Source organism: Winogradskya consettensis (genome assembly GCF_018332715.1).
GTDB lineage: Bacteria > Actinomycetota > Actinomycetes > Mycobacteriales > Micromonosporaceae > Actinoplanes > Actinoplanes consettensis.
In genome coordinates this window covers 13463-38099 of sequence record NZ_BOQP01000047.1, presented here as the reverse complement: position 1 = coordinate 38099, position 24637 = coordinate 13463, and the positions used below count along the sequence as shown (strand labels likewise).

The following is a 24637-nucleotide window of genomic DNA, read 5'->3' as shown; positions in this document are numbered from 1 at the left end:
GCCTGGGAAGTCGAATACAGGGGTGGCGGACATGGTGGCAGGACCCGACAGGGACAAGGCGCTCGATCTAGCGCTTGCCCAGATCGACAAACAGTTCGGCAAGGGCTCGGTGATGCGGCTCGGTGAGCGGCCGGTCGTGCAGACCGCCGTCATCCCGACCGGATCCATCGCCCTCGACGTGGCCCTCGGCGTCGGCGGCCTGCCCCGCGGCCGTGTCATCGAGGTCTTCGGACCGGAGTCCAGCGGTAAGACGACGGTGGCCCTGCACGCCGTCGCCAACGCCCAGCGCAACGGCGGCATCGCGGCCTTCATCGACGCGGAGCACGCCCTCGACCCGGAATACGCACGCAACCTCGGCGTCGACACCGACGCCCTGCTCGTGTCGCAGCCCGACACCGGTGAGCAGGCCCTCGAGATCGCCGACATGCTGATCCGCTCCGGCGCGCTCGACATCATCGTCATCGACTCGGTCGCGGCCCTCGTGCCGCGCGCTGAGATCGAGGGCGAGATGGGCGACAGTCACGTCGGCCTCCAGGCCCGGCTGATGAGCCAGGCACTCCGGAAGATCACCGGCATCCTGAGCAACTCCGGCACAACGGCCATCTTCATCAACCAGCTCCGCGAGAAGATCGGCGTCATGTTCGGCTCCCCGGAGACGACGACCGGTGGCCGTGCCCTGAAGTTCTACTCATCGGTCCGCCTCGACGTGCGCCGCATCGAAAGCCTCAAGGACGGCACCGACGTGGTGGGTAACCGCACCCGCGTCAAGGTCGTCAAGAACAAGGTCGCGGCCCCGTTCAAGCAGGCCGAGTTCGACATCATGTATGGCAAGGGCATCTCCCGCGAGGGCTCCCTGATCGATGTCGGCGTCGAGCAGAACATCATCCGCAAGTCCGGCGCCTGGTACACCTACGACGGTGACCAGCTGGGCCAGGGCAAGGAAAAAGCCCGCGAGTTCCTCAAGGACAACCCGGACGTCGCCGCCGAGATCGAGAAGAAGATCCTCGAAAAGCTCGGCGTGGGCCAGACCACCGGCGACGCAGCCAGCGGCCCGGAGCTCCCCCCGGTCGACTTCTGAGCGACCCAGCTCTGACCGGCCCGCCCCTCGTCTCGTCCAGCGGTCACCCCCTCTGGTCGGTCGATCGGGTGTTCGGTCAGTCGGGCCGGGTGGTTCAGGTTCGTCCGTCGGGACTCGTCGCCCGGTCCGGCCGTTCAGGCCGGACAGGTGTGACGTGGCATGGGAGAGCGCAGGGCAGCGGCCCCAACCGGGCCGCGGCCCTGCGCCCCGGCTTTCGCGGCACAGGCTTTCGCGCATGAGGTTCGCAAGCTGAATGTCGCTGTGTGACGAGGAGGCGGTTCGGCAGTGGCAGGACGACGCGGTGCACGATCGGGGCGCGGATGGGATGCGATCCCGCCCCGCTCCACCGAACCCGACTCTTCCGAAACTCCTCAAGACGAACCGCGGCAGAGCTCCCGCCGCGGTGGAGCCGGAGGAGGGCTTCGCGAGAGTTCCTCAGGCGGGTCCGGCGGTGGCTGGTCCTCAGGCGGGTCCTCAGGTGGTTGGTCCTCCGGCAGGCGGTCTGCCGGCAGCCGCTCCTCCAGCGGCGGCTTGTCAGGCGCCGGCGACGGCAATGGCCCCGCCGCCGAACAGCCCCGGTCCGAGTCCGAAGTGGCCCGCGAGATCTGCCTGCGGCAACTCGCGACCCGCCCGCGCACCCGGGTGGAACTGGCCAAGGTCCTGGCCCGCAAGGAGATCTCCGAAGAAGTGATCGCCGAAGTCCTCGACCGCTACGACGAGGTCGGCATCATCGACGACGCGGCCTTCGCCCGAGCCTGGGTCTCCAGCCGCCACCACGGCCGAGGCCTGGCCCGCCGAGCCCTCGCCAACGAGCTCCGCCAGCACGGCGTCGACGCCGAAGTAGCCACCGAAGCCCTCGAAGCCGTCGACGACGACGCGGAAGCCTCCGCCGCCCGCGCCCTGGTCGACCGAAAACTCCGAACCGCCCGCGGAACCCCCGACCAGGTCTTCCGCCGCCTCGTCGGCATGCTCGCCAGAAAGGGCTACCCCGCCGGTACAGCAATCCGAGCGGTAAAGGACGCACTCGCAGCCCGCGACGAAGAAGCCGCAGAATTCGCCGACCAGATAGACCCCGACGCCATGGCCTCTGACCAGGACGCCCTCTCCTAGCCTGCCCTCTCCCTGCCGGCCCTCTCTCTTACGCCAGCCTTCCCCGCGCCAGCCTTCCCCGCTCCCGGGTGGCTTGCGTTGCCCGGGTGGCTTGCGTTGCCGGCAGCTTGCGTTGCTCGGGCGACCTGGGCGTTGTTCACGCGGTTCGGTGCCGGTCGGGCTGGGCCTATGCGGAGCCGCGTTGCTCGACGCTGTCGCGTGTCTGCTTGAGGCAGTGGGGCATTTGATCATCGAGCCCGGAGCCCGGAGCCTGGCGGTCGTGCCCGTGCGGTCGTGCCCGTGCGGTCAGACCCAGCTCGGGCAGCCGCCGAGATTAGCCCCGTCGTGCTCGTCTGTTAGTCCCATTTTATCGTCGCCAGAGTGGATTTCTGCTAGTTAATCAATGTTTACCAGGCGTACTTGCCGGCGGTGCAGACGCTCATTCCGAATGATTTCTCTATTCGTCATGAACGAGCGTGCCAGCAGCGTGCAGCTGTTGCCTTTCGGTGCCGTGGAGTCAGACGGGAGCCAGGGTCCCAGCAGCTGGGGCGACATGAAGCTCTTCTCAACTGTGGCGATCGCCTCGCTGTCGTGAGCGTGGTGTCGCCCCTCCGCTACGAATCTTGAGGCTGTGAAACTGCGGCAAAGGCTTCGAGAAATATTGCTTACAGAATTGTTAAGTGCGAATAGGTAGCGTTGGCAAGGATTGAGACAACCGCTGGGTGGCATGACGATTCCGCTGAGCAGGACAACGTGAAGTCTCTCGCGGTCGACGGTGGCAGTGCGACGTTGGTCTCAATCTGCAGGCCGTAGTCATTGGTCAGGGAGGCGGGCGCGAGGAGAGCTCCCGGGACGATGGGTAGCAGCTGACCGAATTGCTCCGGAATGCGTTCCTGTTGGCTGGTGGAGGGTGTCCGGGCAGGTTTGCCGGGACGATCGCGCCGGTGTTGAGATCGGGTGGGGTGACAGCTGGGTAACGATGGATCTGTGGGCCCTCTGGGCTGCGGGTCTATTGCTTTGGGTGGATATCCTCGGGGCCCCGCCGGGACAGGACTGGCTGGTAACCTCCAACGTCGTGACAGGCAACCCTTGCGGTGCTCGCCACTGCCGTGTCCCCCTCCCCGAGGACGCAGCTGTGCCGGCGCTGCCCGGGAGCGGATGTCATCGGCCTGGCGGGCGGCGCTCCTGAAGCGTCACCCTCCATGGGACATGCACGGCACAGGGCGCGGGGGTGATCTCGCGCTGAGGAACAGCACAGCCGAGGGGATGGGTCCGGTGAGCGGTGCGGACCAGGGCTACGGAGTGGCCCAGGGGAACGATTCTGCAGCGGCGGAAGAGGCCGTCACGGCCCCGATCCCGACCGGTGCCGCTCCTGCGAGCCCGCAGGCAGCACCGGGCAGCCAGCAGCCTCCCAGCCAACAGGCCCCAGGCCGGCAGAGCCCGGCCCGGCAGGTCCCGGCCCAGCAGATCCCGGCCCAGCAGGCGCCAGGTCCGTATGCGACGCCGGCCGACGAGCAAGCAACGGCCCAATACACCACGCTTTCCGGCCAGCCCGCCCCCCAGCCCAGCGCAGCGCAGCAGGCCCAGCCCGGCAGTCAGCCCAGCACAGGTCAGCCCGGCCCGGCAGTCCAGCCCGGCACGGGTCAGCCCAGCACAGGTCAGCCCAGCCCGGCAGCCCAACCCGCCTCGTCGCAACCCAGCACCCCGCCGGCGGCACCCGGAACCTACGGATACCCCGACCCGGTGACCTACAGCCCCCCGGCCGCGACTCCCGCCCCGCAATACGGAGCCCAGTACGGCACCCCCCAATACGGTGCCCAGTACGGCGGCACCCCCGCCCCAGGCAAAGGACCAGGCACAGGACCAGGTGCGGGACCAAGCGCAGGCGCAGGCCAGAATCCCGCCACCATTGACCCGAACCAAGCCGGCGCCCCGTCCTACGGCCCGTTCCACGGCGGCCAGAACGACGCCTATCCGACCTCCGGCGCAGCGTGGGACCCGACCCCGACCTCAGGGCCGACCTACCCGACCTCGGGAGCGGGCACCTACCCCACCTCCGGCGCGGCCCCCACCAGCGGTGTCCCCACGAGCGGCACGGGCGTCCACCCCACAAGCGGCTACCCGACAAGCGGCCCAGGCACGTACCCGCAATTCCCGACCTCAGGCGCAGCGAACTACCCCACCTCAGGCCCGTCGAACTACCCGACTTCGGGCGCAGCGAACTACCCAACCTCAGGCGCAGCGAACTACCCGACCTCGGGCCCGTCGACCTACCCCACCTCAGGCGGAGCGAACTACCCCACCTCAGGCCCGGCCGACACGGACCAATACGGCCTCCCGCCGGCGGACCCGGACCGGTTCGCCCTGGTCCCGGCGAAGGGCGACCAGAACACCGACGCTGAGCGCTTCGGGTTCGAGTCCGTGCAGACGTTCGGTGGTCCCAGGATCGAGCCGACCCCCAAGCAGCCGAAGGGCCGGTTCATCCTCCCGGCACTGGCAGGCCTCGTCGTGGGCCTTCTTCTTTTCGGTACGGGTGGCTGGTTCCTCGGCCGCGCGATGTCCGACGGTTCGGGTGGCTCGACGGCTGCCGACAAGCCGACGACCGGGGGCAACCGCAATCTTGGCCCCTACGAGAGCAACCAGGTGGCGCTCAACGCTCCGAAGTTCAGCGGTGAGCTGACCACCCTCGCGGAAGGCTGGCTGCCGCGGCTCTCGAACTGTTCGCGCAGCGGCGACAAGGACGGCCCCACGCTCGCGAACGGTGAGAAGGTCCGGGTTCGCTGCCAGTTCGACGCGATCAGCATGTTCTTCATCGAGTACAACACCCCCGCGGACCGCGATCGGGCCAGGGTCAGCAGCCTGGGCCAGAACGTCGACGCCCGCGCGCTCACTCCCGGTGTTGCGGACGCCGGCTCACGGAAGACTCCGTCGGGCCGGACCGAAGGCAACTACATCGAGTACGCATACCAGGTCGACGGTCGTACGGTCGCCGGTTTGTGGTGGGACGACTACGCAACGCCGGTCGGAGCGTTCATGCTCGCGTACTGGGACAAGGACATGGGCCAGAAGTGGGACGGCGTACGCGAGGTCTGGGGCAACTGCGCCTGAATTGCCCGCAACGTTCCTGAGCAGGGCGTGAGCGGGTCTGTGCCGTAAGTCCTATCCGCTGCCGAATCATGAGTCCTTGACCGAAGCGGCTCTCGCGACCTAGCCTCGCGTTACCAAGGTTTGTACGACCATCGAAGGCTAAGCGCACAACATAGATCGCATCACTTTTTAGCATCACTTCCAGTTCTGGACCGTACGCGCAGCGAAGCCACCGCCGCCGCGAACGCCCACCACCGGACAAACCGCCACCAAGAGCGCGAGCATCAGCAACGGCACAAGCACTCACAGTGACGGCGACTCCACGGCCCACCAGCCGGCGCGCAGGACCACCGGGCGACTAACCCGACCCCAGCGAACCGGCCCGCCAGCCGTACGAGGTCACCCCGCACCACAACCCGGCAGCCAAGCAGCATCCGCAGCACAGCCCCACCGACCCAGCCCCACCGAGCCAGCCCCACCGAGCCAGTCCTACCGACCCAGCCTCACCAGGTCAGCCCGATGGCGCAAGCCAAAAGGCCCCAGGGCCGCCGGACCGGGCAAATGATCGGGAGGCCCGAGAGACCACGGTCTCGAAGGCCCCGGCTTCAAGGCCCACGCCGGACCGGGCAGGACGCCTGAAGGACCGAAAGGTCCCGAACGGCAGGCCTGATCGGACGGATCCCGAAGAGGGAGCCCAGCCCCCACCAGGGTCAGGCCCCGATCCTGGAACCCAGGGAAAGTCGATGCGGCGGAGCAGCTGACAAGAAGGGACGGCAGTCACCAGCGGACCGGAACCGTCGGCACCTGATACCGACGGCCGATGGTTCGTAGCTATGGCGCCCGGACTACGCAGTCCCGACGCCGAAGTTGATCTCCGCAGCTCGCAGACCGCGCGGGCGGCGGAACCAGGCCGGTCTTGCAGAAGACCGGCCCCGGCCCGTGACGAAGCGGGCCGGGAACACCCAGCGGTCCTTCGTCGGCGACGACGCCCCCGCGCCACTTCCAGCGGCGCCAGGCACCCCGAGCCGGAGCAGGACGGCATGTGCGGTCAGTCGCCTTTGGTCGGGCATCCCTTACCCGCGCTTCGCGTAGGACCATCCCACGCGGGCCCGGAGCACCCCGCGCAAAAGCGCAGGACCGGCGCATAACTGCCGGCCCCGCGCCCGAGAGCGCAGGACCAGCGCACCAGCGCCGGCCCAGCGCCCCGGAGAAGCAAAGCCTGCAACGGCCGAGCGACCCCGGAGAAGCAAGGCCCGCAACCAGGCCGAGCGACCCGGAAAGCAGAGCCGAACCAAGGCCGAGCAAATGCGCAGGCAACGCCCCGAGCAGCGAGCGCAGGACGTAAGACCGGTCGCAACCTTTGCGGCGCGGCGAAGGGAGAAACGGCGAGATGACGGCCCTCGACTGGGTGCTCGTAGTGGCGATCGTCGTTCTCGCTGCGTTTGTGGCGGCAGGTTTGTTTCTTGGGGCTCGGGCGTTGCAGAAGTTCCAGGCGAATCGCAGCGCGGATGAGCAGTCCCGTGAGCAGACTCTGCATGCGGCGAAGGCCAAGGTTGATGACGCGAACGCGAAGGCCGCATCCGTACGTGCGGAAGCTGCCGCGGCCAAAGCAGAAGCGACAGCCGCGCGAGCTGAGGCCAAGCGTGTACTGGAGTCGGCGCACGAGGAAGCCGACACCGTCCTGGAGCATGCCCACCGCCAGGCCGAGGCCGACGCTGAGCAGGTGAGATCCGCGGCCCGCCGCAGTGGTGAGCGTGAGGTCGCCCTGCTGAACACCACGGTGAAGGAGCAGTCCGCCGAGGTGGAGCGCAGGGCCGCGCGGATCGATGAGCGGGAGCGGTTGCACGCCGAGGAGGTCGAGCGCCTGGTGATCCGGGAGCGCCGGCTGGCCACGCTCGACGCCGATCTGACCGCGCGGGAGTCGGGGCTGACCAGCCGGGAGGCCGAACTGGTCGAGGCCGAGGAGCGCCGTCGCCGCGAGTTGGAGCGGATCGCCAGTCTCACCGCCGAGCAGGCCCGCGCTGAGCTGATCGAGGGTATCGAGAGTCAGGCCAAGCGGGAGGCCGCGATCCTGGTCCGGGACATCGAGGGTGAGGCGAAGAACACCGCCGACACCCGCGCCCGGCACATCGTGGTCGATGCCATTCAGCGGATCGCGAGCGAGCAGACCGCGGAGAGCGTGGTCAGCGTCCTGCATCTGCCGAGTGACGAGATGAAGGGCCGGATCATCGGCCGCGAGGGCCGCAACATCCGGGCGTTCGAGTCGGTCACGGGCGTGAACCTGATCATCGATGACACGCCCGAGGCGGTCCTGCTCTCCTGCTTCGACCCGGTCCGCCGCGAGGTGGGCCGGCTCACCCTGGAGAAACTCGTCCTCGACGGCCGCATCCACCCGCACCGCATCGAAGAGGTCTACGAGAGCGCCAAGAGCGAGGTCGACCGGCTCTGCGAACGAGCCGCCGAGGAGGCCCTGGTCGACGTCGGCATCACGGACCTGCACCCGGAGCTGGTCACGCTGCTGGGCCGCCTGCGCTACCGCACGAGCTACGGCCAGAACGTCCTCAAACACCTCGTCGAGACCGCCCACATCGCCGGCATCATGGCCGCTGAGCTGGGCCTGGACATCCCCACGATGAAGCGCTCGGCGTTCCTGCACGACATCGGCAAGGCGCTCACCCACGAGGTCGAGGGCAGTCACGCCCTGATCGGCGCCGACCTGGCCCGCAAGTACGGCGAGTCCGAGGACGTCGTACACGCGATCGAGGCCCACCACAACGAGGTCCAGCCCCAGACCGTCGAAGCCGTACTCACCCAGGCCGCCGACGCCTGCTCCGGCGGCCGGCCCGGCGCACGGCGCGAGAGCTTGGAAGCGTACGTAAAGCGTTTGGAGCGGATCGAAGAAATCGCCGGCGGCAAGCCGGGGGTCGAAAAGGTCTTCGCCATGCAGGCCGGCCGCGAAATCCGGGTAATGGTCCGCCCCGACGACGTCGACGACATCGGAGCCGCTGTTCTCGCCCGCGACGTCGCCAAACAAATCGAGGAAGAACTCACCTACCCCGGCCAGATCCGGGTCACGGTAGTGCGCGAATCCCGGGTGACAGAACTAGCAAGATAAAGGTCAAGATCAGGATGTCGCACCTGGTTGCATGGTGCTGACCGCAACTCCCGTCGAGGCCGCACCCGACCGGCCAAGGCGCCGAGGGCGCCAGAACAGCCGCCCGGCTGCTTCATTCTGCGTAAGTGGTTGAGCGGGTCACGAAATGTTCACAAGCCAAGGATGACCGGGTCGGTGGGTATCCCGGACATGAGCAACCCGGTCAGCGGCGTGCCAAGTTCACGGGGCGAGAACAGGTCGGATCCGGCGTAATTCGTGATCTCATCGAGCTGCCACCACCGAAAGGCGCCGATGTACTCAGTCGTGAGTTGATCATCGGTGAATTCTCCTCGAGGCTCGAAGTGGCCGGCGCGGACAAGGAAGTAGTCGTTGACAATGCCGTCGAAACCGGGCGCATAATCCGCGGCAACGACTACTTGATGCCAGACGTGCGGCGGATCGCCGGCGGTCACCAGGCCGGTTTCCTCCCGCAGCTCACGACGCAGCGCCGAAAGCCTGTCCTCACTCGGCTCAACGCCACCACCCGGAGCAGCCCAGACAACCTGTGCCCCGCTCGGGACCGCCGGGTGGGGAAAATCGAATCGGCACAGCAGGACGCGATCCTCCTCGTCAAGGATGATCGCGCGGACGGCGGTGCGAAGGTTCAGCGACATGCGAGCTCCTGATCCTGCGCCGGTGACACCGGCGATGATCGACGCGCTGGCGGCACCGGCGATGTTCGACGTGCTGGCGGCACCGGCGATGTTCGACGTGCTGGCGGCACCGGCGATGTTCGACGTGCTGGCGGCACCGGCGATGTTCGACGTGCTGGTGGCACCGGCGATGTTCGACGTGCTGGTGGCACCGGCGACGATCGATATGGAACGCAGGGTAACGCTTCGACCGGGCCGCTGCTCCGCGCTCAGAGCCACCGAAATCAATCCGAAAGCACAGCCGGAAGCGGTTGACTCTCCAGCCACTGGAGGGTTGAGGATCGATCCATGGACAAACACGCCGGCCTGCTGACCATCGGCCAGCTCGCGCGCCGCACCGGCCTCTCCGCGCGGACGCTGCGCTTCTGGTCGGACGAGGGGGCCCTCGCGCCGGCGAGCCGGACGGTGGGCGGCTACCGGCTCTACGACGCCGCGTGTGTGGCCCGCGTCGAGCTCGTCCGCACGTTACGGGAGCTGGGTCTCGGGCTCGACGACGTTCGCCGGGTGCTCGAGGGCCGCGCCACGGTCGCCGAGGTTGCCGCGACGCACGTGGCGGCGCTCGACGCGCAGATCCGCTCCCTGAAGGTCAGCCGGGCTGTCCTGTCCACCGTGTCAAAACGTCGATCCACCGCCGAGGAGACAGCACTGATGAACCGATTGGCAAGGCTCTCCGCCACCGAACGACTGCAGATCATCGACGACTTCAAAGCCGACGTCTACGGCGGCCTCGACATCGAACCGCAGCTCCGCGATCGGGTGCGGGATCTCCGCATCGACCTGCCCGACGATCCCTCGCCCGACCAGGTGGACGCCTGGATCGAGCTGGCAGGACGACTCCAAGATCCGGATTTCCGTGACCGGATGCGCACCTTCCTGGAGCTGAACATCCCCGTGCCAGGCCAGAACAACCCGCCCGGAGCCCGCATCTGGTGGGCCCGTCAGGTCGTGAACTCCGTCGCACGCACCAGAGCCGACGGCGTCAGCCCCGACGCCCCCGCCGCAGCCGATCTGGTCGCCACCCTGTTCACCAACGCCGACCTCACCGTTGTCCTGGCCTCCCTGGAGGCAGGAATCCAAGCAGACGCGGAGCAATACCGCGAGCTCGTCTCCCGTGTGCGAGGCGAACGCGGCGCCCCCGACGCCACCGAGGAACTGCGCTGGCTGGCAACAGCGATCCGACACGTCACCGCGCAAACAGCCGGGCCGGCACCTACCCCGCAAAGATGAGTCGGGCCGGCACCTACCCCGCAAAGATGAGCCGGGCCGGCACCTACCCCGCGTGGGTGAGTCGGGCCGGCACCTATTCCGCAAAGATGAGCCGGGCCGGCACCTACCCCGCGTGGGTGAGTCGGGCCGGCACCTATTCCGCAAGGGTGAGCCGGGCCGGCATCTACCCCGCAAGAGTGAGCCGGGCCGGCACCTACCCCGCAAGGGTGAGTCGGGCCGGCATCTACCCCGCAAGGGTGAGTCGGGCCGGCATCTACCCCGCAAGGGTGAGTCGGGCCGGCATCTACCCCGCAAGAGTGAGCCGGGCCCGCACCCACCCGCAAGGGTGAGCCGGGCCCGGGCACCGAAGAAGCGGATCAGATCGTGGCGGCTCCGTCGGCGACCGTGCCCGTGGTGACCGGGGCGGTCTTCGGGCTGCGGGGGGCGCGGCCCGTGCGGCGGGTGCGTCGCTCGAGGTAGCCCGCGAAGAACGTGAGCGAGGCGTTCAGGACGATGTAGATGATCGCGGCGACGATTGCCGCGGCCACCGTGTTGCCGAAGTTGGCGCCGAGCGTGTTGACGCCGTCCTGGAGCAGCTCGGTGTAGCCGATGATGTAGCCCAGTGCGGTGTCCTTGACCAGTACCACCAGCTGGCTGACGATCACCGGGAGCATCGCCCGGGCGGCTTGCGGGATCAGGATCTCGCGCATGACCAGGTTCTTGCGCATGCCGATCGCGTAACCGGCCTCGCTCTGGCCGGTCGGCACGGACTTGATGCCCGCGCGGAAGGCCTCGGCGAGGACCGACCCGTTGTAGAGGGTCAGGCTGATCACGACGGCCCAGAACGGGGGCATGGGTTCTTCGGTGAGGAACGGGATGCCGAAGAAGATGAAGAACATCATCAGCAGCAGGGGCACGGCTCGGAAGAACTCGACCACGGCGCCGGCCGGGATGCTCAGCCACCAGTGGTCGGAGAGCCGGCCGACGGCGAAGATGACGCCGAAGACCAGCGAGAGCACCATGGCTACCGCGGCGGCGCTGACCGTGCCCCAGAGGCCGGGGAGGATGTACGACGTCCAGGTCTCGCCCTCGAGGAACGGCTTCCAGAGCGGTCCGGCCCACTGGTTCTTGTCGTCGAACTTCGTGTAGATCCAATAGAGCACGGCGAGCATGGCGATGCCGAGGACGACCGTGAGGATCCGGTTGCGGATCTTGGCGCGGGGGCCGGGGTGGTCGTAGAGGACCGCGTCGGTGACGCTCACCGCTTCACCGCCAGTCGGTTGGCCAGCCAGCCGAAGGCGTAACCGGTGGGGATGAGGAAGATGGCGAACGTACCCGCGAAGACGAAGAAGATCGGGAAGACCGCGTCGCCGTTCGCGTTGATCAGTTCCTTCATGGCCGAGGAGGATTCCATCAGGCCGATGGTGCCGACGATCGTGGCATTCTTTGCCAAGGCGATGAAGATGCTGCCCAGCGGCGCGACGACCGCGCGGCCGGCCTGCGGCAGGACGATCAGGGTCAGCGTCTGGATGAACGACATCCCGATCGCGCGGGCGGCCTCGGCCTGTCCGACGGGGACGGTGTTGATGCCGGAGCGGATCGCCTCGCACACGAACGCGGCGGTGTAGACCGAGAGGCCGATCACGCCGAGCCAGTAGTTGTTCGTGTCGATGTCGTCGGACAGCTCGAGGCTGAGCGCGGAATACAGGCCGAAGTAGCAGAAGAACACGATCAGCGTCAGCGGCGTGTTCCGGAACGTGTTGACCCATGCCGTACCGAAGCCACGCAGGACCGGGATGGGGGAGACCCGCATACCGGCGAGCAGCACGCCGAGCACCAGGGCACCCACCGTGGCCGCGGCCGTGAGTTTCAGGATCCAGAGGAACCCGGTCACGTACGTGTCGATGTTGGCTGAATCCGAGAAGACGTCCATCGCCCTCGCTTCCTCGCGACGCTGGAGGGGGAAAGCAGGGGCGGAGCCGGCGTGATGCCGGCCCCGCCCCTCCTAGGAGAAAATCAGGCGCAGTTGGTGAGCTTGGTGACGTCGAGCTCGGGAGCCGGCGTGCCGCTCTTGCCGAGCGTGTTGTTCCACGCCGCCGTATAGGAGCCGTCCGTGGCGGACGCCTTCAGGATCTCGTTGATCTTGTTGCAGCCCTCGGTGTCGGACTTCTTGACGCCGATGCCGTACGGCTCGTCGGAGAACTTCTTGCCGACGACCTTGAACTTGCCGGCGTACTGATCCTGCGCGGCGTAACCGGCGAGGATGATGTCGTCGGTCGTGACCGCGTCGACCGAGCCCGCGGCGAGTGCGGTGACGCACTTGGAGTAGGAGTCGAACTGCTGGAGCTTCGCGTCCTTGTAGTCGGTCTGGATCCGCTTGGCCGGCGTGGAGCCGGAGACGGAGCAGACCTTCTTGCCGGCGAGCGCCTCGGGACCGGTGATGGTCGAGGCGATCGGCACGAGCAGGTCCTGACCGGCGACGTAGTACGGGCCGGCGAAGTTGACGACCTTCTTGCGCTCGTCGTTGATCGTGTAGGTCGCGATGACCACGTCGACCTGGCCCTGCTGGATGAACGGCTCCCGGTTGGCGGAGACGGTCGTCTTGTATTCGATGCCGGTCTCGGGCACGCCGAGGCCCTTGGCGACGATCTTCGCGATCTCGATGTCGAAGCCGGCGTAGGTGCCACCGGTCTGCAGACCGAGGCCGGGCTGGTCAGCCTTGACGCCGAAGACCAGCTTCTTGTCGCTGCTGGCCTTGCCGACGATGCCGCTGGCCGAACCCGACTTGCTGTCGTCGTCTCCGCCGCCACATGCTGCCGCGGTCATGGCCAGGGCGAATACCCCGGCTACCGCCGTCAAACGGGTGATGCGCATCGTCACGCTCCTCTTGCTGAAAAATTGCAGATCAAACTGAAGTGGACGTCCTCGTCCGCAGCTGCCACAAGGCATCTGTCGGAACAACGAAGCTCTGTATCCAGGGCTCAGTGGGTGAGGATTTTTGAGAGAAAGTCCTTGGCGCGATCGCTCTTCGGGCTGGCGAAGAACTCGGCCGGCGCGGCCTGCTCCACCAGCTGGCCGTCGGCCATGAAGACCACCCGGTCGGCCGCGGCGCGGGCGAAACCCATCTCGTGGGTGACGACGACCATGGTCATCCCCTCGCGGGCGAGGGAGGTCATGACGTCGAGCACCTCGCCGACCATTTCCGGGTCGAGCGCGCTGGTCGGCTCGTCGAAGAGCAGCGCCTTGGGCTGCATGGCGAGGGCGCGCGCGATGGCGACCCGCTGTTGCTGACCACCGGAGAGCTGCGCGGGGTACTTTTCCGCCTGTGCCGCGATGCCGACCCTTTCGAGCAGGCTCATCGCCCGTTCGCGTACGGCTGCGGACTTCTCTCCGCGAACCTTGATCGGACCGAGCATGACGTTCTGCAGGATGGTCTTGTGTGCGAAGAGGTTGAAGGACTGGAAGACCATGCCCACCTCGCTGCGCAGCCGCGCGAGCGCCTTGCCCTCCGCGGGCAGCGGCTGACCGTCGAAGGTGATCGACCCGCCGCTGATCGGCTCGAGGCGGTTGATCGCGCGACAGAGCGTGGACTTACCCGACCCCGAAGGTCCGATCACGACGACCACCTCACCGCGATCCACGGAGAGGCTGACATCCTGCAGGACGTGCAGGGGGCCGAAGTACTTGTTAACGCCTTCGAGGACGATGAGAGGCTCGCTCGTCGTCACCGTCTGACCACCGTCCTGTCTGTGGGGGCATCACTCTGATGGGGTCACTCTATTGGCGCAGTTGTATCGGAACGCGTCGAGAATGGTCACGGAGCAGTAACACCGCGGCTGCGGACCGGAAGGGATGTCCACGATGAGCGGTATGGCAGACACCGACCCGACCGACGGGCTCTGGAACTGGTGTGCCGCCGGGACCCTCGATGCGGCACTTGTCCGTGACGCTGTCTCCGGCGCTTTGCAGCGACCCGTGACGACCCTGGACGTGCCCGCGGGCGACGCCGTCCTCTGCGACGTCTGGCACGTCGGGGGCGACTTCCCGACGTTGATCGACTGCTACATGACCCCGGGCGACGTGGCGGAGGCGACCATCGCCAGCGCCGTCGCGGTCCGCCTCGGTGCCGACCTCCTGCTCCCGGACGACACCCTCAATCCCACCCGATATGTACGCGCTGAGCCCGACGGCACGCTGCGACCCGTACACGTGGAGGAGACCGAGACCGACGACGGCACGGAGCGGAGCCATGTGCGCGTCTGCACCGGTTCCGACCCCGCCTGCGCCGCCGGCCCCGGTTGCTCGCGATCGAGGTGGAAACCGGAGCGGCCTCCGGGGAGACCCGCGGCGGCTTAGGGACTACCCTGGTCAATTGCCATGACTGACATTTCGCAGAGCACCGAGCCCCGCACGCCCGCCGAACCCCACCCGTTCGCCGAGCCCCGGACGTCCGCCGATCCCCGGACGTATGACGTGCGCACCTACGGCTGCCAGATGAACGTGCACGACAGCGAGCGCATCTCCGGCCTGATGGAGGACGCGGGCTACGTCCGTGCCGCCGACGCCGACGCGGCCGACATCGTGGTCTTCAACACGTGCGCCGTCCGGGAGAACGCCGACAACCGCCTCTACGGCAACCTCGGCCACCTGCGGCCCACCAAGCTGAAGAACCCCGGCATGCAGATCGCCGTCGGTGGCTGCCTGGCGCAGAAGGACCGCGGCGACATCGTCAAGCGCGCGCCCTGGGTCGATGTCGTCTTCGGCACCCACAACATCGGCTCGCTGCCGACGCTGCTGGAGCGGGCCCGGCACAACCAGGAGGCCGAGGTCGAGATCCTCGAGTCGCTCGAGGTCTTCCCGTCGACGCTGCCGACCAAGCGCGAGTCGACCTACGCGGGCTGGGTCTCCATCTCGGTGGGCTGCAACAACACGTGCACGTTCTGCATCGTGCCGTCGCTGCGCGGCAAGGAGAAGGACCGCCGCCCCGGCGAGATCCTGGCCGAGGTCGAGGCGCTGGCCCGCGAGGGTGTCCTCGAGGTCACGCTGCTCGGGCAGAACGTCAACTCCTACGGCGCGGAGTTCGGCGACCGGCTCGCGTTCGGCAAGCTGCTGCGCTCCACCGGCACCATCGAGGGCCTGGAGCGGGTCCGGTTCACCAGCCCGCACCCGAAGGACTTCACCGACGACGTGATCGCCGCGATGGCCGAGACGCCGAATGTCTGCCACTCGCTGCACATGCCGCTGCAGTCCGGCTCCGACCAGGTCCTGAAGGCGATGCGCCGCAGTTACCGCTCGGAGAAATACCTCGGCATCATCGACAAGGTCCGCGCCGCCATGCCGGATGCCGCGATCACCACCGACATCATCGTGGGCTTCCCCGGCGAGACCGAGGACGACTTCCAGCGCACCCTCGACGTCGTGCGGCAGGCCCGCTTCTCCAGCGCCTTCACGTTCCAGTATTCGAAACGCCCCGGCACGCCCGCCGCGACCATGGACGGCCAGCTGCCGAAAGCGGTCGTCCAGGAGCGCTACGTGCGCCTGATCGAGGTGCTCGAAGAGATCAGCTGGGCGGAGAACAAGCGCCTCGTGGGGGAGAAGGTCGAGGTCCTGGTGGCCGTCGGCGAGGGCCGCAAGGACGAGCGCACCGGCCGGCTCAGCGGCCGCGCCCGCGACGGTCGCCTGGTCCACTTCGCGACCGGCGACACGGCGACCCGCCCGGGCGACATCATCGAGACCGTCATCACGTATGCGGCCCCGCACCACCTCAACGCCGACGGCGCCCCGCTGAGCCACCGCCGCACCCGCGCGGGTGACGCGTTCGAGGCCGGCCGCACCCCGAAGCTCCCCGGCGTCTCCCTCGGCCTGCCCACGATCGGCGTCCCGGCCCCGCTCCCCGCCGCCGACGGTTGCGCCGTCCGGTAGCCGCCGACGGTTGCGCCGTCCCGTAGAACCGGTAGAACTGGTGCATGGGGGATACACCGACACTCTGGGAATGGGCCGGCGGCACCGCGGCCTTCGAGCGGCTGACCGAGGCGTTCTACGCCCGGGTGGTCGAGGACGACCTGCTCGGGCCGCGGTTCGCCCGGATGGATCCGGAGCACGCCCGCTACGTGGCGATCTGGTTCGCGGAGGTCTTCGGCGGCCCGACGACGTACACCGATGAGCACGGGGGTTATCCCCACATGGTCGCCAAGCACATCGGCATGGCGATCACCGAGCCGCAGCGGCGCCGCTGGGTCAACCTGATCCAGGACGCCGCCGACGAGGCCGGGCTGCCCGCCGATCCCGAGTTCCGCGCGGCGTTCCTCGGTTACGTCGAATGGGGCACCCGGCTGGCCCACCAGAATTCACAGCCCGGGGCGGAAGTGTTCATGGACGCGCCCGTACCGCACTGGGGATGGGGAGTCGCACCGCCCTACCAGGGATGATGGTGTCGTGGATCTTGAATTTGGGGACGTGCTCGCGGCTCGCGACGTGGTTTACCGGCATCTGCCGCCGACCCCGATGTGGTCCTACCCCGTTCTGAACGAGACGGTCGGCGCGACGGTGTTCGTCAAGCACGAGAACGCCCAGCCGGTCGGGGCTTTCAAGGTGCGCGGCGGGCTCACCCTGCTCGACGCGATGTCGCCGGACGATCGCAAGCGCGGAATCGTTACGTGGTCGACCGGCAACCACGCGCAGTCCCTGGCGTATGCGAGCTCCGTTTTCGGCGCCGCCTGCACGGTGGTCATGCCGGGAACTGCCAGCACTGCCAAAGCCGCAGCCGTACGAGGTCATGGCGCCGAAGTCGTCCTGACCGGTGACGATCTCGAGGCGGCCCAGCGCTACGCCGAGGCGCTGGCCGACCGCACCCGGGCGCGTCTGGTCAGCCCGGGTGACACCCCGGAACTGCTCGCCGGGGTCGGCACCCTCTACCTGGAGATCCTCGAGGCGCAGCCGGAGCTCGACGCGATCGTCGTGCCGATCGGCAGCGGCACGGGCGCGGGCGCTGCCACCGTGGTCGCCCGCGAGCTGGCACCGGGCTGCAAGGTCTTCGGCGTGCAATCGGCGAGCTCGCCGGCGGCGTACGACTCCTGGCAGGCGGGGGAGCTCGTCAACCGGCCGAACCGCACGCGGGTGGCGGGCCTGGCGACCGGGCGCGGTTACGAGCTGCCGCAGCGCCTCCTGCGTACCGGGCTGGCCGATTTCCTGCTCGTCACCGACGACGAGATCGATGCTGCTCGGCGCCGGCTGGCGGCCGATGCGCACACCCTCGCCGAGGGAGCGGGCGCGGCGGCCCTCGCGGCCGTCCTGGGCCGCCCTGACCTCTTCGCGGGCCGGAGGGTGGCCGTGGTGTGCACCGGTGGCAACGCGGACGCCACGGAACTCTCAGGGCTTCAAGAGCTGTGAAAAATGGCGCCCGGCGAAAGCCGGGCGCCATCTGAAGAGGTACTACGTCAGCCGGCCGCCTCGGCGAGGGCCAGGAACTGCTTCTTGGAGGCGAGCGCCTTCTCGGCTTCCTTGGCCCGCTTGGTGTCACCGGCGGCCTGGGCGCGGGCGAGCTTCTCCTCGGCCTCCGCGACCTGGTCACGCATCTGCTTGAGCAGCGGGTTGTCCTGCGGAGTGGTCTTGCGCCACGCCGAGTCCATCGCGATCCGGATGCGCTCCTCCGCCGCGCGCCAGCGGCGGTCGAGACCGACGGACGCCTCGCGGGGCACCCGGCCCGCGTCGTGCCATGCGGCCTGGGCATCCCGCAGCTTGTTCTGTGCGCCGCGCGGGTCCGCGTCGATGTCGAGCGCCTCGACCTCGGCGAGGATCGCCTGCTTCTTCTCGAGGTTGCCCTTGTACTCCGCGTCGCGGGCCGAGAAGACCTCGCTGCGCTTGGTGAAGAAGGCGTCCTGAGCGGCCCGGAAGCGTTCCCAGAGCTTCTGCTCGGACTCCTTGGCGGCGCGGGGCGCGGCCTTCCACTCGTTCATGAGGTCCTTGAGCCGGTTGGCCGTCGGCCCCCACTCGGTGGACTCGGCGAGCGTCTCCGCCTCCTTGACCAGGTCCTCCTTGGCGGTCTGCGCCTGCTTGCGCTGACCGTCGAGGGTGGCGAAGTGCGCGCCGCGGCGACGGGTGAAGCCGTCCCGGGCGGCCGCGAAACGCTTCCACAGCTCGCCGTCGGTCTTCTTGTCGACGCCGCGGATGGTCTTCCACTCGTCGAGGATCTCCTTGAGCCGGTCGCCCGCGCTCTTCCAGCCGGTCGCCTCGGCCGCGATCGTCTCGGCCTCCTCGACCAGGGCGGTCTTGCGCGCGAGGGCCTCGGTGCGGGCCACCTCGCGGGCCGCCTTGGCCTCGCCGGCCTTGACGTCGGCCAGCTCGGTCAGCCGATCCAGCCGGGCGGCCAGGCCGTCGATGTCGCCGACGACGTGCGCCTCGTCGAGGGTCGTCCGGATCCGCTTGACACTGGTCAGCGAGTGCGACGCGTCGGCTGCGCCGGACTTGAGCCGGGCCTCCACGAGATCGACCTCGGTGACCAGGTCGGCGAAGCGCCGGGCGAAGTGCGCCAGGCCCTCCTCCGGCGTGCCGGCCTGCCAAGAACCGACCACCCGGTCGCCCTCGGCGGTCTTGACGTACACGGTGCCGTCGGCATCCACGCGCCCGAAGGTCGTCCAGTCAATCATGAGCCCATCCTCGTTCTCCCGGCGTCTCGGGCTCCGCTGCCCGGGGTCGCCGCCATGGCGCAGTCGAATGCCATCATTCCATCGGCATTGTTTCTCGCGCATTGTCACAGGTCCAACCCGGTTCCGGGGAAGCGCCCACGGATGACCGTGACCAGCCCGTTACGGTGGCTCCGTGCCGTTGCTCCCACCCCCGACCGTCGTGGCCGTCGTCGGCCCGACCGCCGCCGGAAAGTCCGCGCTGAGCCTCGCCCTGGCCCGTGAGCTGGGCGGGGAGGTGGTCAACGCCGACTCGATGCAGCTCTATCGGGGCATGGACATCGGCACCGCGAAACTGACCTCCGACGAGCGGGAAGGCGTCCCGCACCACGTCCTTGACCTGTGGGACGTCACGGTTGCGGCCAGTGTCGCCGAGTACCAGAAGGTCGCCCGGGCCGCCGTCGACGAGATTGCCGCGCGGGGACGCGTACCCATGCTGGTCGGGGGGTCAGGTTTGTATGTCCGGGCCGTTCTGGAAGATTTTGAATTTCCGGGCACGGATCCCGCCATTCGGGAACGTCTCGAGGCCGAGCTCGCCGAAAACGGACTTCCGCCGCTCTACGCACGGCTGCGGGAGGCCGACCCCGAGGCCGCCGGCAAGATCCTTCCCTCGAACGGGCGACGGGTCGTGCGGGCCCTCGAGGTGATCGAGATGACCGGCCGGCCGTTCACCGCGAGCCTGCCCGAGCCCACGCCGTACTACCCGGCCGTGCAGATCGGTGTGGATCGCGTCACCGACGAGCTGGACCGGCGGATCGCCGAACGGGTCGACCTGATGTGGGCGCAGGGGCTGCTGGAGGAGGTCCGCGCGCTCGACCGGCTCGGGCTGCGCGAGGGCCGCACCTCCAGCCGCGCGCTCGGCTACCAGCAGGCCCTCGCCGAGCTCGACGGCGAGCTGACCGGGGAGCAGGCCAGGGACGAGACCGTCCGGGCCACCCGCCGCTTCGTCCGCCGCCAGCGGTCCTGGTTCCGGCGGGATCCCCGGATCACCTGGCTGGACGCCGCCGATCCAAACGTGACGAACGCCGCGTTGGCAGTGGTTCGCGGGGCTGAGCGATGATGGACCGCGTGTTGTTCACCAAGGGCCACGGCACCGGCAATGACTTCGTCATCCTGGATGACCACGACGGCGCGCTCGACCTGACGCCGTCCCTCGTCGCCGCACTCTGCGACCGCCATCGGGGCATCGGCGCCGACGGCGTGCTGCGCGTGGTGCGATCCGCGAAGCACCCCGACGGCGCCGGCTACGCGGCCGAGGCCGAGTGGTTCATGGACTACTGGAACGCCGACGGCACGATCGCCGAGATGTGCGGCAACGGCGTCCGCGTCTTCTCCCGCTACCTGCTCACCCACGATCTCGCCGCCGCCGGGCCCGCGGGCCTTCCGGTCGCGACGCGATCAGGCGTTGTGCGCGCGGTCTTCGAGGGCGACTTGATCTCCGTTCACATGCGCACCCCCGAGGTGTACGCCGCCAGCACGGCAACCATCGGACCGCTGACGTTCCCGGGGATCGCCGTGAACTGTGGCAACCCCCACCTCGTCGCCGGGCTGCACGACGGCGTCCGGCTCGACAGGATCGACCTGCACGTGGCGCCCGGCTACGACCCCGGCGTGTTCCCCGAAGGGGTGAACGTCGAGTTCACCACCCCCGGCGAGCCCGTCGAGGGCACCGACAGGCACGTGCACATGCGCGTCTACGAGCGCGGCTCGGCCGAGACGCTGTCCTGCGGTTCCGGGGCGCTCGCGGTCGGTGCGGTCGCCCTGCGCGAGGCGGGCCTCACCGAGGGCCGGGTCGCTGTCGACCTGCCCGGCGGCCGGCTCCTGGTCACCGCCGACGGTGACGGGCGGTGGTGGCTGGCGGGACCGGCGGTGCTCGTGGCCACCGGCGAGGTCGATGTGGCGGCCCTCAGTTGATCGACTCGCTGCACCGCGTGGCGCATCGCGGTTATTCGGCCATCGCGCCCGAGAACACCCTGCCCGCCCTGACCGCGGGTGTGCTGGCGGGCGCGACGTTCATCGAGTTCGACGTGCGGACCACGGCCGACGGCGTGCCCGTGGTGATCCACGACCGGACGGTCGACCGGACCACGGACGGGTCCGGCAAGGTCTGGGAGTTGACCCTCGACGAGATCTCCGGGCTGGACGCGGGGACCTGGTTCTCTCCCGCGTACGCAGGGATCGGTGTGCCGCAGTTGACCGAGGTCCTTGATCTGCTCGGCCCGCACGACGCCGAGTTGCTCCTGGAGATCAAGCCCCCGGCCACGCTCGAGCAGGTCAAGAACATCCTCGGTCAGGTCGCCGACGCCGGGCTGCTCGGCCGCACGGTCGTGCAGAGTTTCGACCCGGCCATCGTGCGGCTGGCCGGCGAGGCCGCCCCCGAGGTGCGCCGCGGTCTGCTGCGCGACGGCTTCGACGCCGGTCAGGTCGAGATCGCCCGGGAGCTCGGCATCTCCTACTGCAACCCGCGGATGAGCTCGGTGCTCGACTCGCCCGCGACGGTCGCGGCGCTGGCCGGGGCCGGCGTCTCGGTCATGCCGTGGACGGCGAACGACGCCGCGCTCTGGCCCGGGCTGGTCGACGCCGGTGTGGCCGGCCTGATCACCGACCACACCGGGGAACTGACCGGCTGGGCCAACTCCCTCGTCGCCTAGAACGTCTCTTCGGGCGCCTCGTCCAGCTCCTCCTTGGCGACCGCGGCGGCGTTCTGCGGCGCCGGGGTGCCCTTGACCGTGGCCCGGATCGCCGCGGCCACCGCCGGGGTCACCCGCGGGTCGAACACGCTCGGCACGATCACGGTCGGGTTGAGCTTGTCGTCGCCGACCACGTTCGCGATGGCCATGGCCGCCGCGAGCGCCATGTCCTCGGTGAACTCCTCGGCGCTCACATCGAGCATGCCGCGGAAGACGCCGGGGAACGCCAGCACGTTGTTGATCTGGTTCGGCTGGTCGGAGCGGCCCGTGGCCACGACCGCGGCGTACTTGCGGGCCTCCCGCGGGTCCACCTCGGGGTCCGGGTTGGCCAGCGCGAAGACGATCGACCGGTCCGCCATCTTGGCGATGTCGTCGCCGGTGAGCAGGTTCGGCGCGCTCACCCCGATGAAGACGTCGGCGCCGGCGATCGCGCCCGGCAGATCTCCCGAGTAGTTGTCGCGGTTGGTGTGCTCCACGAGCCACTGCCAGGTCGGGTTCAAGTCGTCCATGTCGCGGTGAAGGGCGCCACGGCGGTCGTACGCGATGATGTCGCCCACGCCCTGCCGCAGCAGCAGCTTCATGATGGCTGTGCCCGCGGCACCGGCGCCGGAGACGACCACCTTGACGTCCGCCAGGTTCTTGCCGACCACCCGCAGCGCGTTGGTCAGCGCCGCGAGCACGCAGATCGCGGTGCCGTGCTGGTCGTCGTGGAAGACCGGGATGTCGAGCAGCTCGCGCAGCCGCGCCTCGATCTCGAAGCACCGCGGCGCCGCGATGTCCTCCAGGTTGATGCCGCCGTACGCCGGGGCGATCGCCTTGACGATCGCGACGATCTCGTCGGTGTCCTGCGTGTCCAGCACGACCGGCCAGGCGTCCACGCCGCCGAACCGCTTGAAGAGGGCGGCCTTGCCCTCCATGACCGGCATCGCGGCGGCCGGGCCGATGTTGCCCAGGCCGAGCACCGCCGAGCCGTCGCTCACCACGGCGACCGTGTTGCGCTTGATGGTCAGCCGGCGCGCGTCGGCGGGGTTCTCGGCGATGGCCATGCAGACCCGCGCCACGCCCGGGGTGTACGCCCGGGAGAGCTCGTCGCGGTTGCGCAGCGCGACCTTCGAGTTGACCTCGATCTTGCCGCCGAGGTGCAGCAGGAACGTGCGGTCGGAGACCTTGCGGACGTCGACGCCGTCCTGCTCCTCGAGGTTCTTCACGACCTGGTCGGCGTGCGAGGCGTCGGCGGTGTCGCAGGTGAGGTCCACGAGGACGCGGGTCGGGTCGGAGTCCACCACGTCGAGCGCCGTCACGATCGCGCCCGCCTCACCCACGCAGGTGGTGAGCCGTCCGATGGAAGAGGCGTCGGCTGTCACGGCGATACGGACAGTGATCGAGAATCCTGCGCTGGGCAGGCGGGTGGTCACCACGGATTTCCCTCCGTCGTTGGCGGGTGTGTACCCGCATTCTCGCCCCTGGGGAATAGCGGCAACCATCGCGGTGGTTACTGGTGAGTCAGACACTTCTGCGACAACGCTCAGCCCTCATATGTGGATGCGCTCGACCCCGGGACGTGCCACCATCGGGCTGAGGAGGTCACCTTTTGCGAACAGAGCTTTTCGAACCCGACGTAACGACCGGTGAGCTGGAACTCGAGGAACGGCACTCGCTACGGCGCGTGGCGGGTCTCTCCACCGAGCTCACGGACATCACCGAGGTCGAGTACAGGCAGCTGCGGCTCGAGCGAGTAGTCCTGGTCGGCGTCTGGACCGAGGGCAGCGTCAGCGATGCGGAGAATTCCCTCGCCGAGCTCGCCGCTCTGGCCGAGACCGCCGGCTCCGAGGTGCTCGAAGGCCTCATCCAGCGCCGCGGCCGGCCCGACTCGGCCACCTTCATCGGCCGGGGCAAGGTCGACGAGCTGCGCGACGTGGTCATCGCCACCGGCGCCGACACCGTCATCTGCGACGGCGAGCTCTCGCCCTCCCAGCTGCGCAACCTGGAGAAGCAGGTCAAGGTCAAGGTCGTCGACCGCACCGCGTTGATCCTCGACATCTTCGCCCAGCACGCGAAGAGCAAGGAAGGCAAGGCGCAGGTCGAGCTGGCCCAGCTGCAGTACCTCCTCCCGCGACTGCGCGGCTGGGGTGAGTCGCTGTCCCGTCAGGGCGGTGGCGCGGGCGGTTCCGGCGGCGGCGTGGGAACACGTGGCCCCGGTGAGACGAAGATCGAGACCGACCGCCGCAGGATCAACCAGCGCATCTCCAAGCTGCGCCGGGAGATCAAGGCCATGCGGACGGCCCGCCAGACCAAGCGCTCCAAGCGGTCCAGCAGCGGAGTGCCGGGCGTGGCGATCGCCGGTTACACCAACGCCGGCAAGTCCAGCCTGCTCAACCGGCTGACCTCGGCCGGTGTGCTGGTGGAGGACGCGCTCTTCGCCACCCTCGACCCGACGACGCGGCGCACAGCCGCGGAGGACGGCCGGGTCTTCACCATCTCCGACACCGTCGGCTTCGTCCGGCACCTGCCGCACCAGATCGTCGAGGCCTTCCGCTCGACGCTCGAGGAGGTCGCCTACGCCGACCTCGTCCTGCACGTGGTCGACGGCGCGCACCCCGACCCCGAGGGTCAGGTCGCCGCGGTCCGCGAGGTCCTCAGCGAGGTCGGTGCCGACCGCATCCCCGAGCTGCTCGTCATCAACAAGGTCGACGCGGCCGACGAGGAGACGATCCTGCGGCTCAAGCGGGCCTGGCCCGACGCGGTCTTCGCGTCAGCCCGGTCCGGTCAGGGCATCCCCGAGGTGCACGCGGCCATCGCGCAGCGGCTTCCGCGGCCCGCGGTGGATCTGCGGATCCTGCTGCCCTACGACCGCGGCGACCTGGTCGCCCGCATCCACCGCCAGGGACAGGTGCTGGACACCCGGCACACCGATGAGGGATCGGAGCTCCGGGTGCGGGTCGGCGAGCACCTGGCCGCCGATCTGGAGCAGTTCGTCGTTCCTCGGTGACGGGCTCAAT

21 protein-coding genes are annotated in these 24637 nt (G+C 68.8%); 14 read left to right on the top strand and 7 right to left on the bottom strand.

The genetic code is table 11. From position 1 onward, the window contains the following. The first annotated feature begins 31 nt into the window (after positions 1–31). The 4 genes from recA to rny all read left to right on the top strand — a co-directional run bounded on the left by recA (position 32) and on the right by rny (position 8369). Complete coding sequence (gene recA / locus Aco04nite_RS38170; RefSeq protein WP_203838738.1) at positions 32–1078, top strand: recombinase RecA; 1047 nt, start codon at positions 32–34, stop codon at positions 1076–1078. A gap of 531 nt (positions 1079–1609) precedes the next feature. Further along, complete coding sequence (locus tag Aco04nite_RS38165) at positions 1610–2188, top strand: regulatory protein RecX (protein ID WP_213002104.1); 579 nt, start codon at positions 1610–1612, stop codon at positions 2186–2188. A 1254-nt stretch (positions 2189–3442) separates the two neighbouring features. Then, positions 3443–5275: a hypothetical protein gene (locus Aco04nite_RS38160; protein ID WP_213002103.1), complete on the top strand. Its 1833-nt coding sequence runs from the start codon at positions 3443–3445 to the stop codon at positions 5273–5275. Between the two features lie 1369 nt (positions 5276–6644). Further along, positions 6645–8369, top strand: coding sequence for a ribonuclease Y (gene rny / locus Aco04nite_RS38155; RefSeq protein ID WP_213002102.1), 1725 nt, complete (start codon positions 6645–6647; stop codon positions 8367–8369). 149 nt (positions 8370–8518) lie between these two features. Here the strand turns inward: rny and Aco04nite_RS38150 are convergent, their stop codons facing one another. After that, on the bottom strand, positions 8519–9022 hold the full coding sequence (locus Aco04nite_RS38150) for an NUDIX domain-containing protein (protein ID WP_213002101.1): 504 nt from the start codon (positions 9020–9022) through the stop codon (positions 8519–8521). On the opposite strand from Aco04nite_RS38150, the gene Aco04nite_RS38145 reads away from it, so the two are divergent. After that, positions 9021–9374, top strand: coding sequence for a hypothetical protein (locus tag Aco04nite_RS38145; protein ID WP_213002100.1), 354 nt, complete (start codon positions 9021–9023; stop codon positions 9372–9374). The genes Aco04nite_RS38150 and Aco04nite_RS38145 overlap by 2 nt on opposite strands. Continuing rightward, a complete protein-coding gene (locus Aco04nite_RS38140) occupies positions 9350–10288 on the top strand; it encodes a helix-turn-helix domain-containing protein (RefSeq protein WP_213002099.1) in 939 nt (312 codons plus the stop codon). Before Aco04nite_RS38145 ends, Aco04nite_RS38140 begins: the two co-directional genes overlap by 25 nt. Before the next feature lie 356 nt (positions 10289–10644). On the opposite strand, the gene Aco04nite_RS38135 is transcribed toward Aco04nite_RS38140, so the two are convergent. From Aco04nite_RS38135 to Aco04nite_RS38120, 4 genes are all read right to left on the bottom strand, one after another. After that, positions 10645–11529, bottom strand: a complete 885-nt coding sequence (locus Aco04nite_RS38135) for an amino acid ABC transporter permease (RefSeq protein WP_213002098.1) — start codon at positions 11527–11529, stop codon at positions 10645–10647. Next, a complete protein-coding gene (locus Aco04nite_RS38130; RefSeq protein WP_213002097.1) occupies positions 11526–12200 on the bottom strand; it encodes an amino acid ABC transporter permease in 675 nt (224 codons plus the stop codon). The genes Aco04nite_RS38135 and Aco04nite_RS38130 overlap by 4 nt, the downstream gene beginning before the upstream one ends. Positions 12201–12283: 83 nt before the next feature. Continuing rightward, a complete protein-coding gene (locus tag Aco04nite_RS38125) occupies positions 12284–13141 on the bottom strand; it encodes a glutamate ABC transporter substrate-binding protein (protein WP_213002096.1) in 858 nt (285 codons plus the stop codon). A 107-nt stretch (positions 13142–13248) separates the two neighbouring features. Beyond that, positions 13249–13995, bottom strand: a complete 747-nt coding sequence (locus Aco04nite_RS38120; RefSeq protein WP_203838750.1) for an amino acid ABC transporter ATP-binding protein — start codon at positions 13993–13995, stop codon at positions 13249–13251. A 142-nt stretch (positions 13996–14137) separates the two neighbouring features. Between Aco04nite_RS38120 and Aco04nite_RS38115 the strand changes: the two genes are divergently transcribed. The 4 genes from Aco04nite_RS38115 to Aco04nite_RS38100 are packed head-to-tail and all read left to right on the top strand — an operon-like array spanning position 14138 to position 17656. Then, positions 14138–14623: a hypothetical protein gene (locus Aco04nite_RS38115; RefSeq protein WP_244876599.1), complete on the top strand. Its 486-nt coding sequence runs from the start codon at positions 14138–14140 to the stop codon at positions 14621–14623. A gap of 21 nt (positions 14624–14644) precedes the next feature. After that, positions 14645–16189, top strand: a complete 1545-nt coding sequence (gene miaB, locus Aco04nite_RS38110) for a tRNA (N6-isopentenyl adenosine(37)-C2)-methylthiotransferase MiaB (RefSeq protein ID WP_280519471.1) — start codon at positions 14645–14647, stop codon at positions 16187–16189. Positions 16190–16233: 44 nt separating this feature from the next. Continuing rightward, positions 16234–16695 (top strand): group II truncated hemoglobin, encoded by a 462-nt coding sequence (locus Aco04nite_RS38105; RefSeq protein ID WP_213002094.1) that lies wholly within the window; start codon positions 16234–16236, stop codon positions 16693–16695. A gap of 7 nt (positions 16696–16702) precedes the next feature. Next, complete coding sequence (locus tag Aco04nite_RS38100; protein ID WP_244876598.1) at positions 16703–17656, top strand: threonine ammonia-lyase; 954 nt, start codon at positions 16703–16705, stop codon at positions 17654–17656. 47 nt (positions 17657–17703) lie between these two features. On the opposite strand, the gene Aco04nite_RS38095 is transcribed toward Aco04nite_RS38100, so the two are convergent. Continuing rightward, the gene (locus Aco04nite_RS38095; RefSeq protein ID WP_213002093.1) at positions 17704–18912 is read right to left on the bottom strand and encodes a DUF349 domain-containing protein; all 1209 of its coding nucleotides are present in this window, start codon (positions 18910–18912) and stop codon (positions 17704–17706) included. Between the two features lie 172 nt (positions 18913–19084). On the opposite strand from Aco04nite_RS38095, the gene miaA reads away from it, so the two are divergent. From miaA to Aco04nite_RS38080, 3 genes are read left to right on the top strand one after another with little or no spacing between them, the layout of a single operon-like run. Then, on the top strand, positions 19085–20008 hold the full coding sequence (gene miaA / locus Aco04nite_RS38090; RefSeq protein WP_213002092.1) for a tRNA (adenosine(37)-N6)-dimethylallyltransferase MiaA: 924 nt from the start codon (positions 19085–19087) through the stop codon (positions 20006–20008). 8 nt (positions 20009–20016) lie between these two features. Continuing rightward, the gene (dapF, locus tag Aco04nite_RS38085) at positions 20017–20862 is read left to right on the top strand and encodes a diaminopimelate epimerase (RefSeq protein WP_213002091.1); all 846 of its coding nucleotides are present in this window, start codon (positions 20017–20019) and stop codon (positions 20860–20862) included. Beyond that, on the top strand, positions 20859–21599 hold the full coding sequence (locus Aco04nite_RS38080) for a glycerophosphodiester phosphodiesterase (RefSeq protein ID WP_213002090.1): 741 nt from the start codon (positions 20859–20861) through the stop codon (positions 21597–21599). The genes dapF and Aco04nite_RS38080 overlap by 4 nt, the downstream gene beginning before the upstream one ends. Here the strand turns inward: Aco04nite_RS38080 and Aco04nite_RS38075 are convergent. Continuing rightward, positions 21596–23056, bottom strand: a complete 1461-nt coding sequence (locus tag Aco04nite_RS38075; RefSeq protein ID WP_203838758.1) for an NAD-dependent malic enzyme — start codon at positions 23054–23056, stop codon at positions 21596–21598. The two genes, Aco04nite_RS38080 and Aco04nite_RS38075, sit on opposite strands and share 4 nt — an antisense overlap. A 173-nt stretch (positions 23057–23229) precedes the next feature. Here Aco04nite_RS38075 and hflX point away from each other — a divergent pair, with 173 nt between their 5' ends. After that, positions 23230–24627 (top strand): GTPase HflX, encoded by a 1398-nt coding sequence (gene hflX / locus Aco04nite_RS38070; RefSeq protein WP_213002089.1) that lies wholly within the window; start codon positions 23230–23232, stop codon positions 24625–24627. Positions 24628–24637 lie beyond the last annotated feature (10 nt).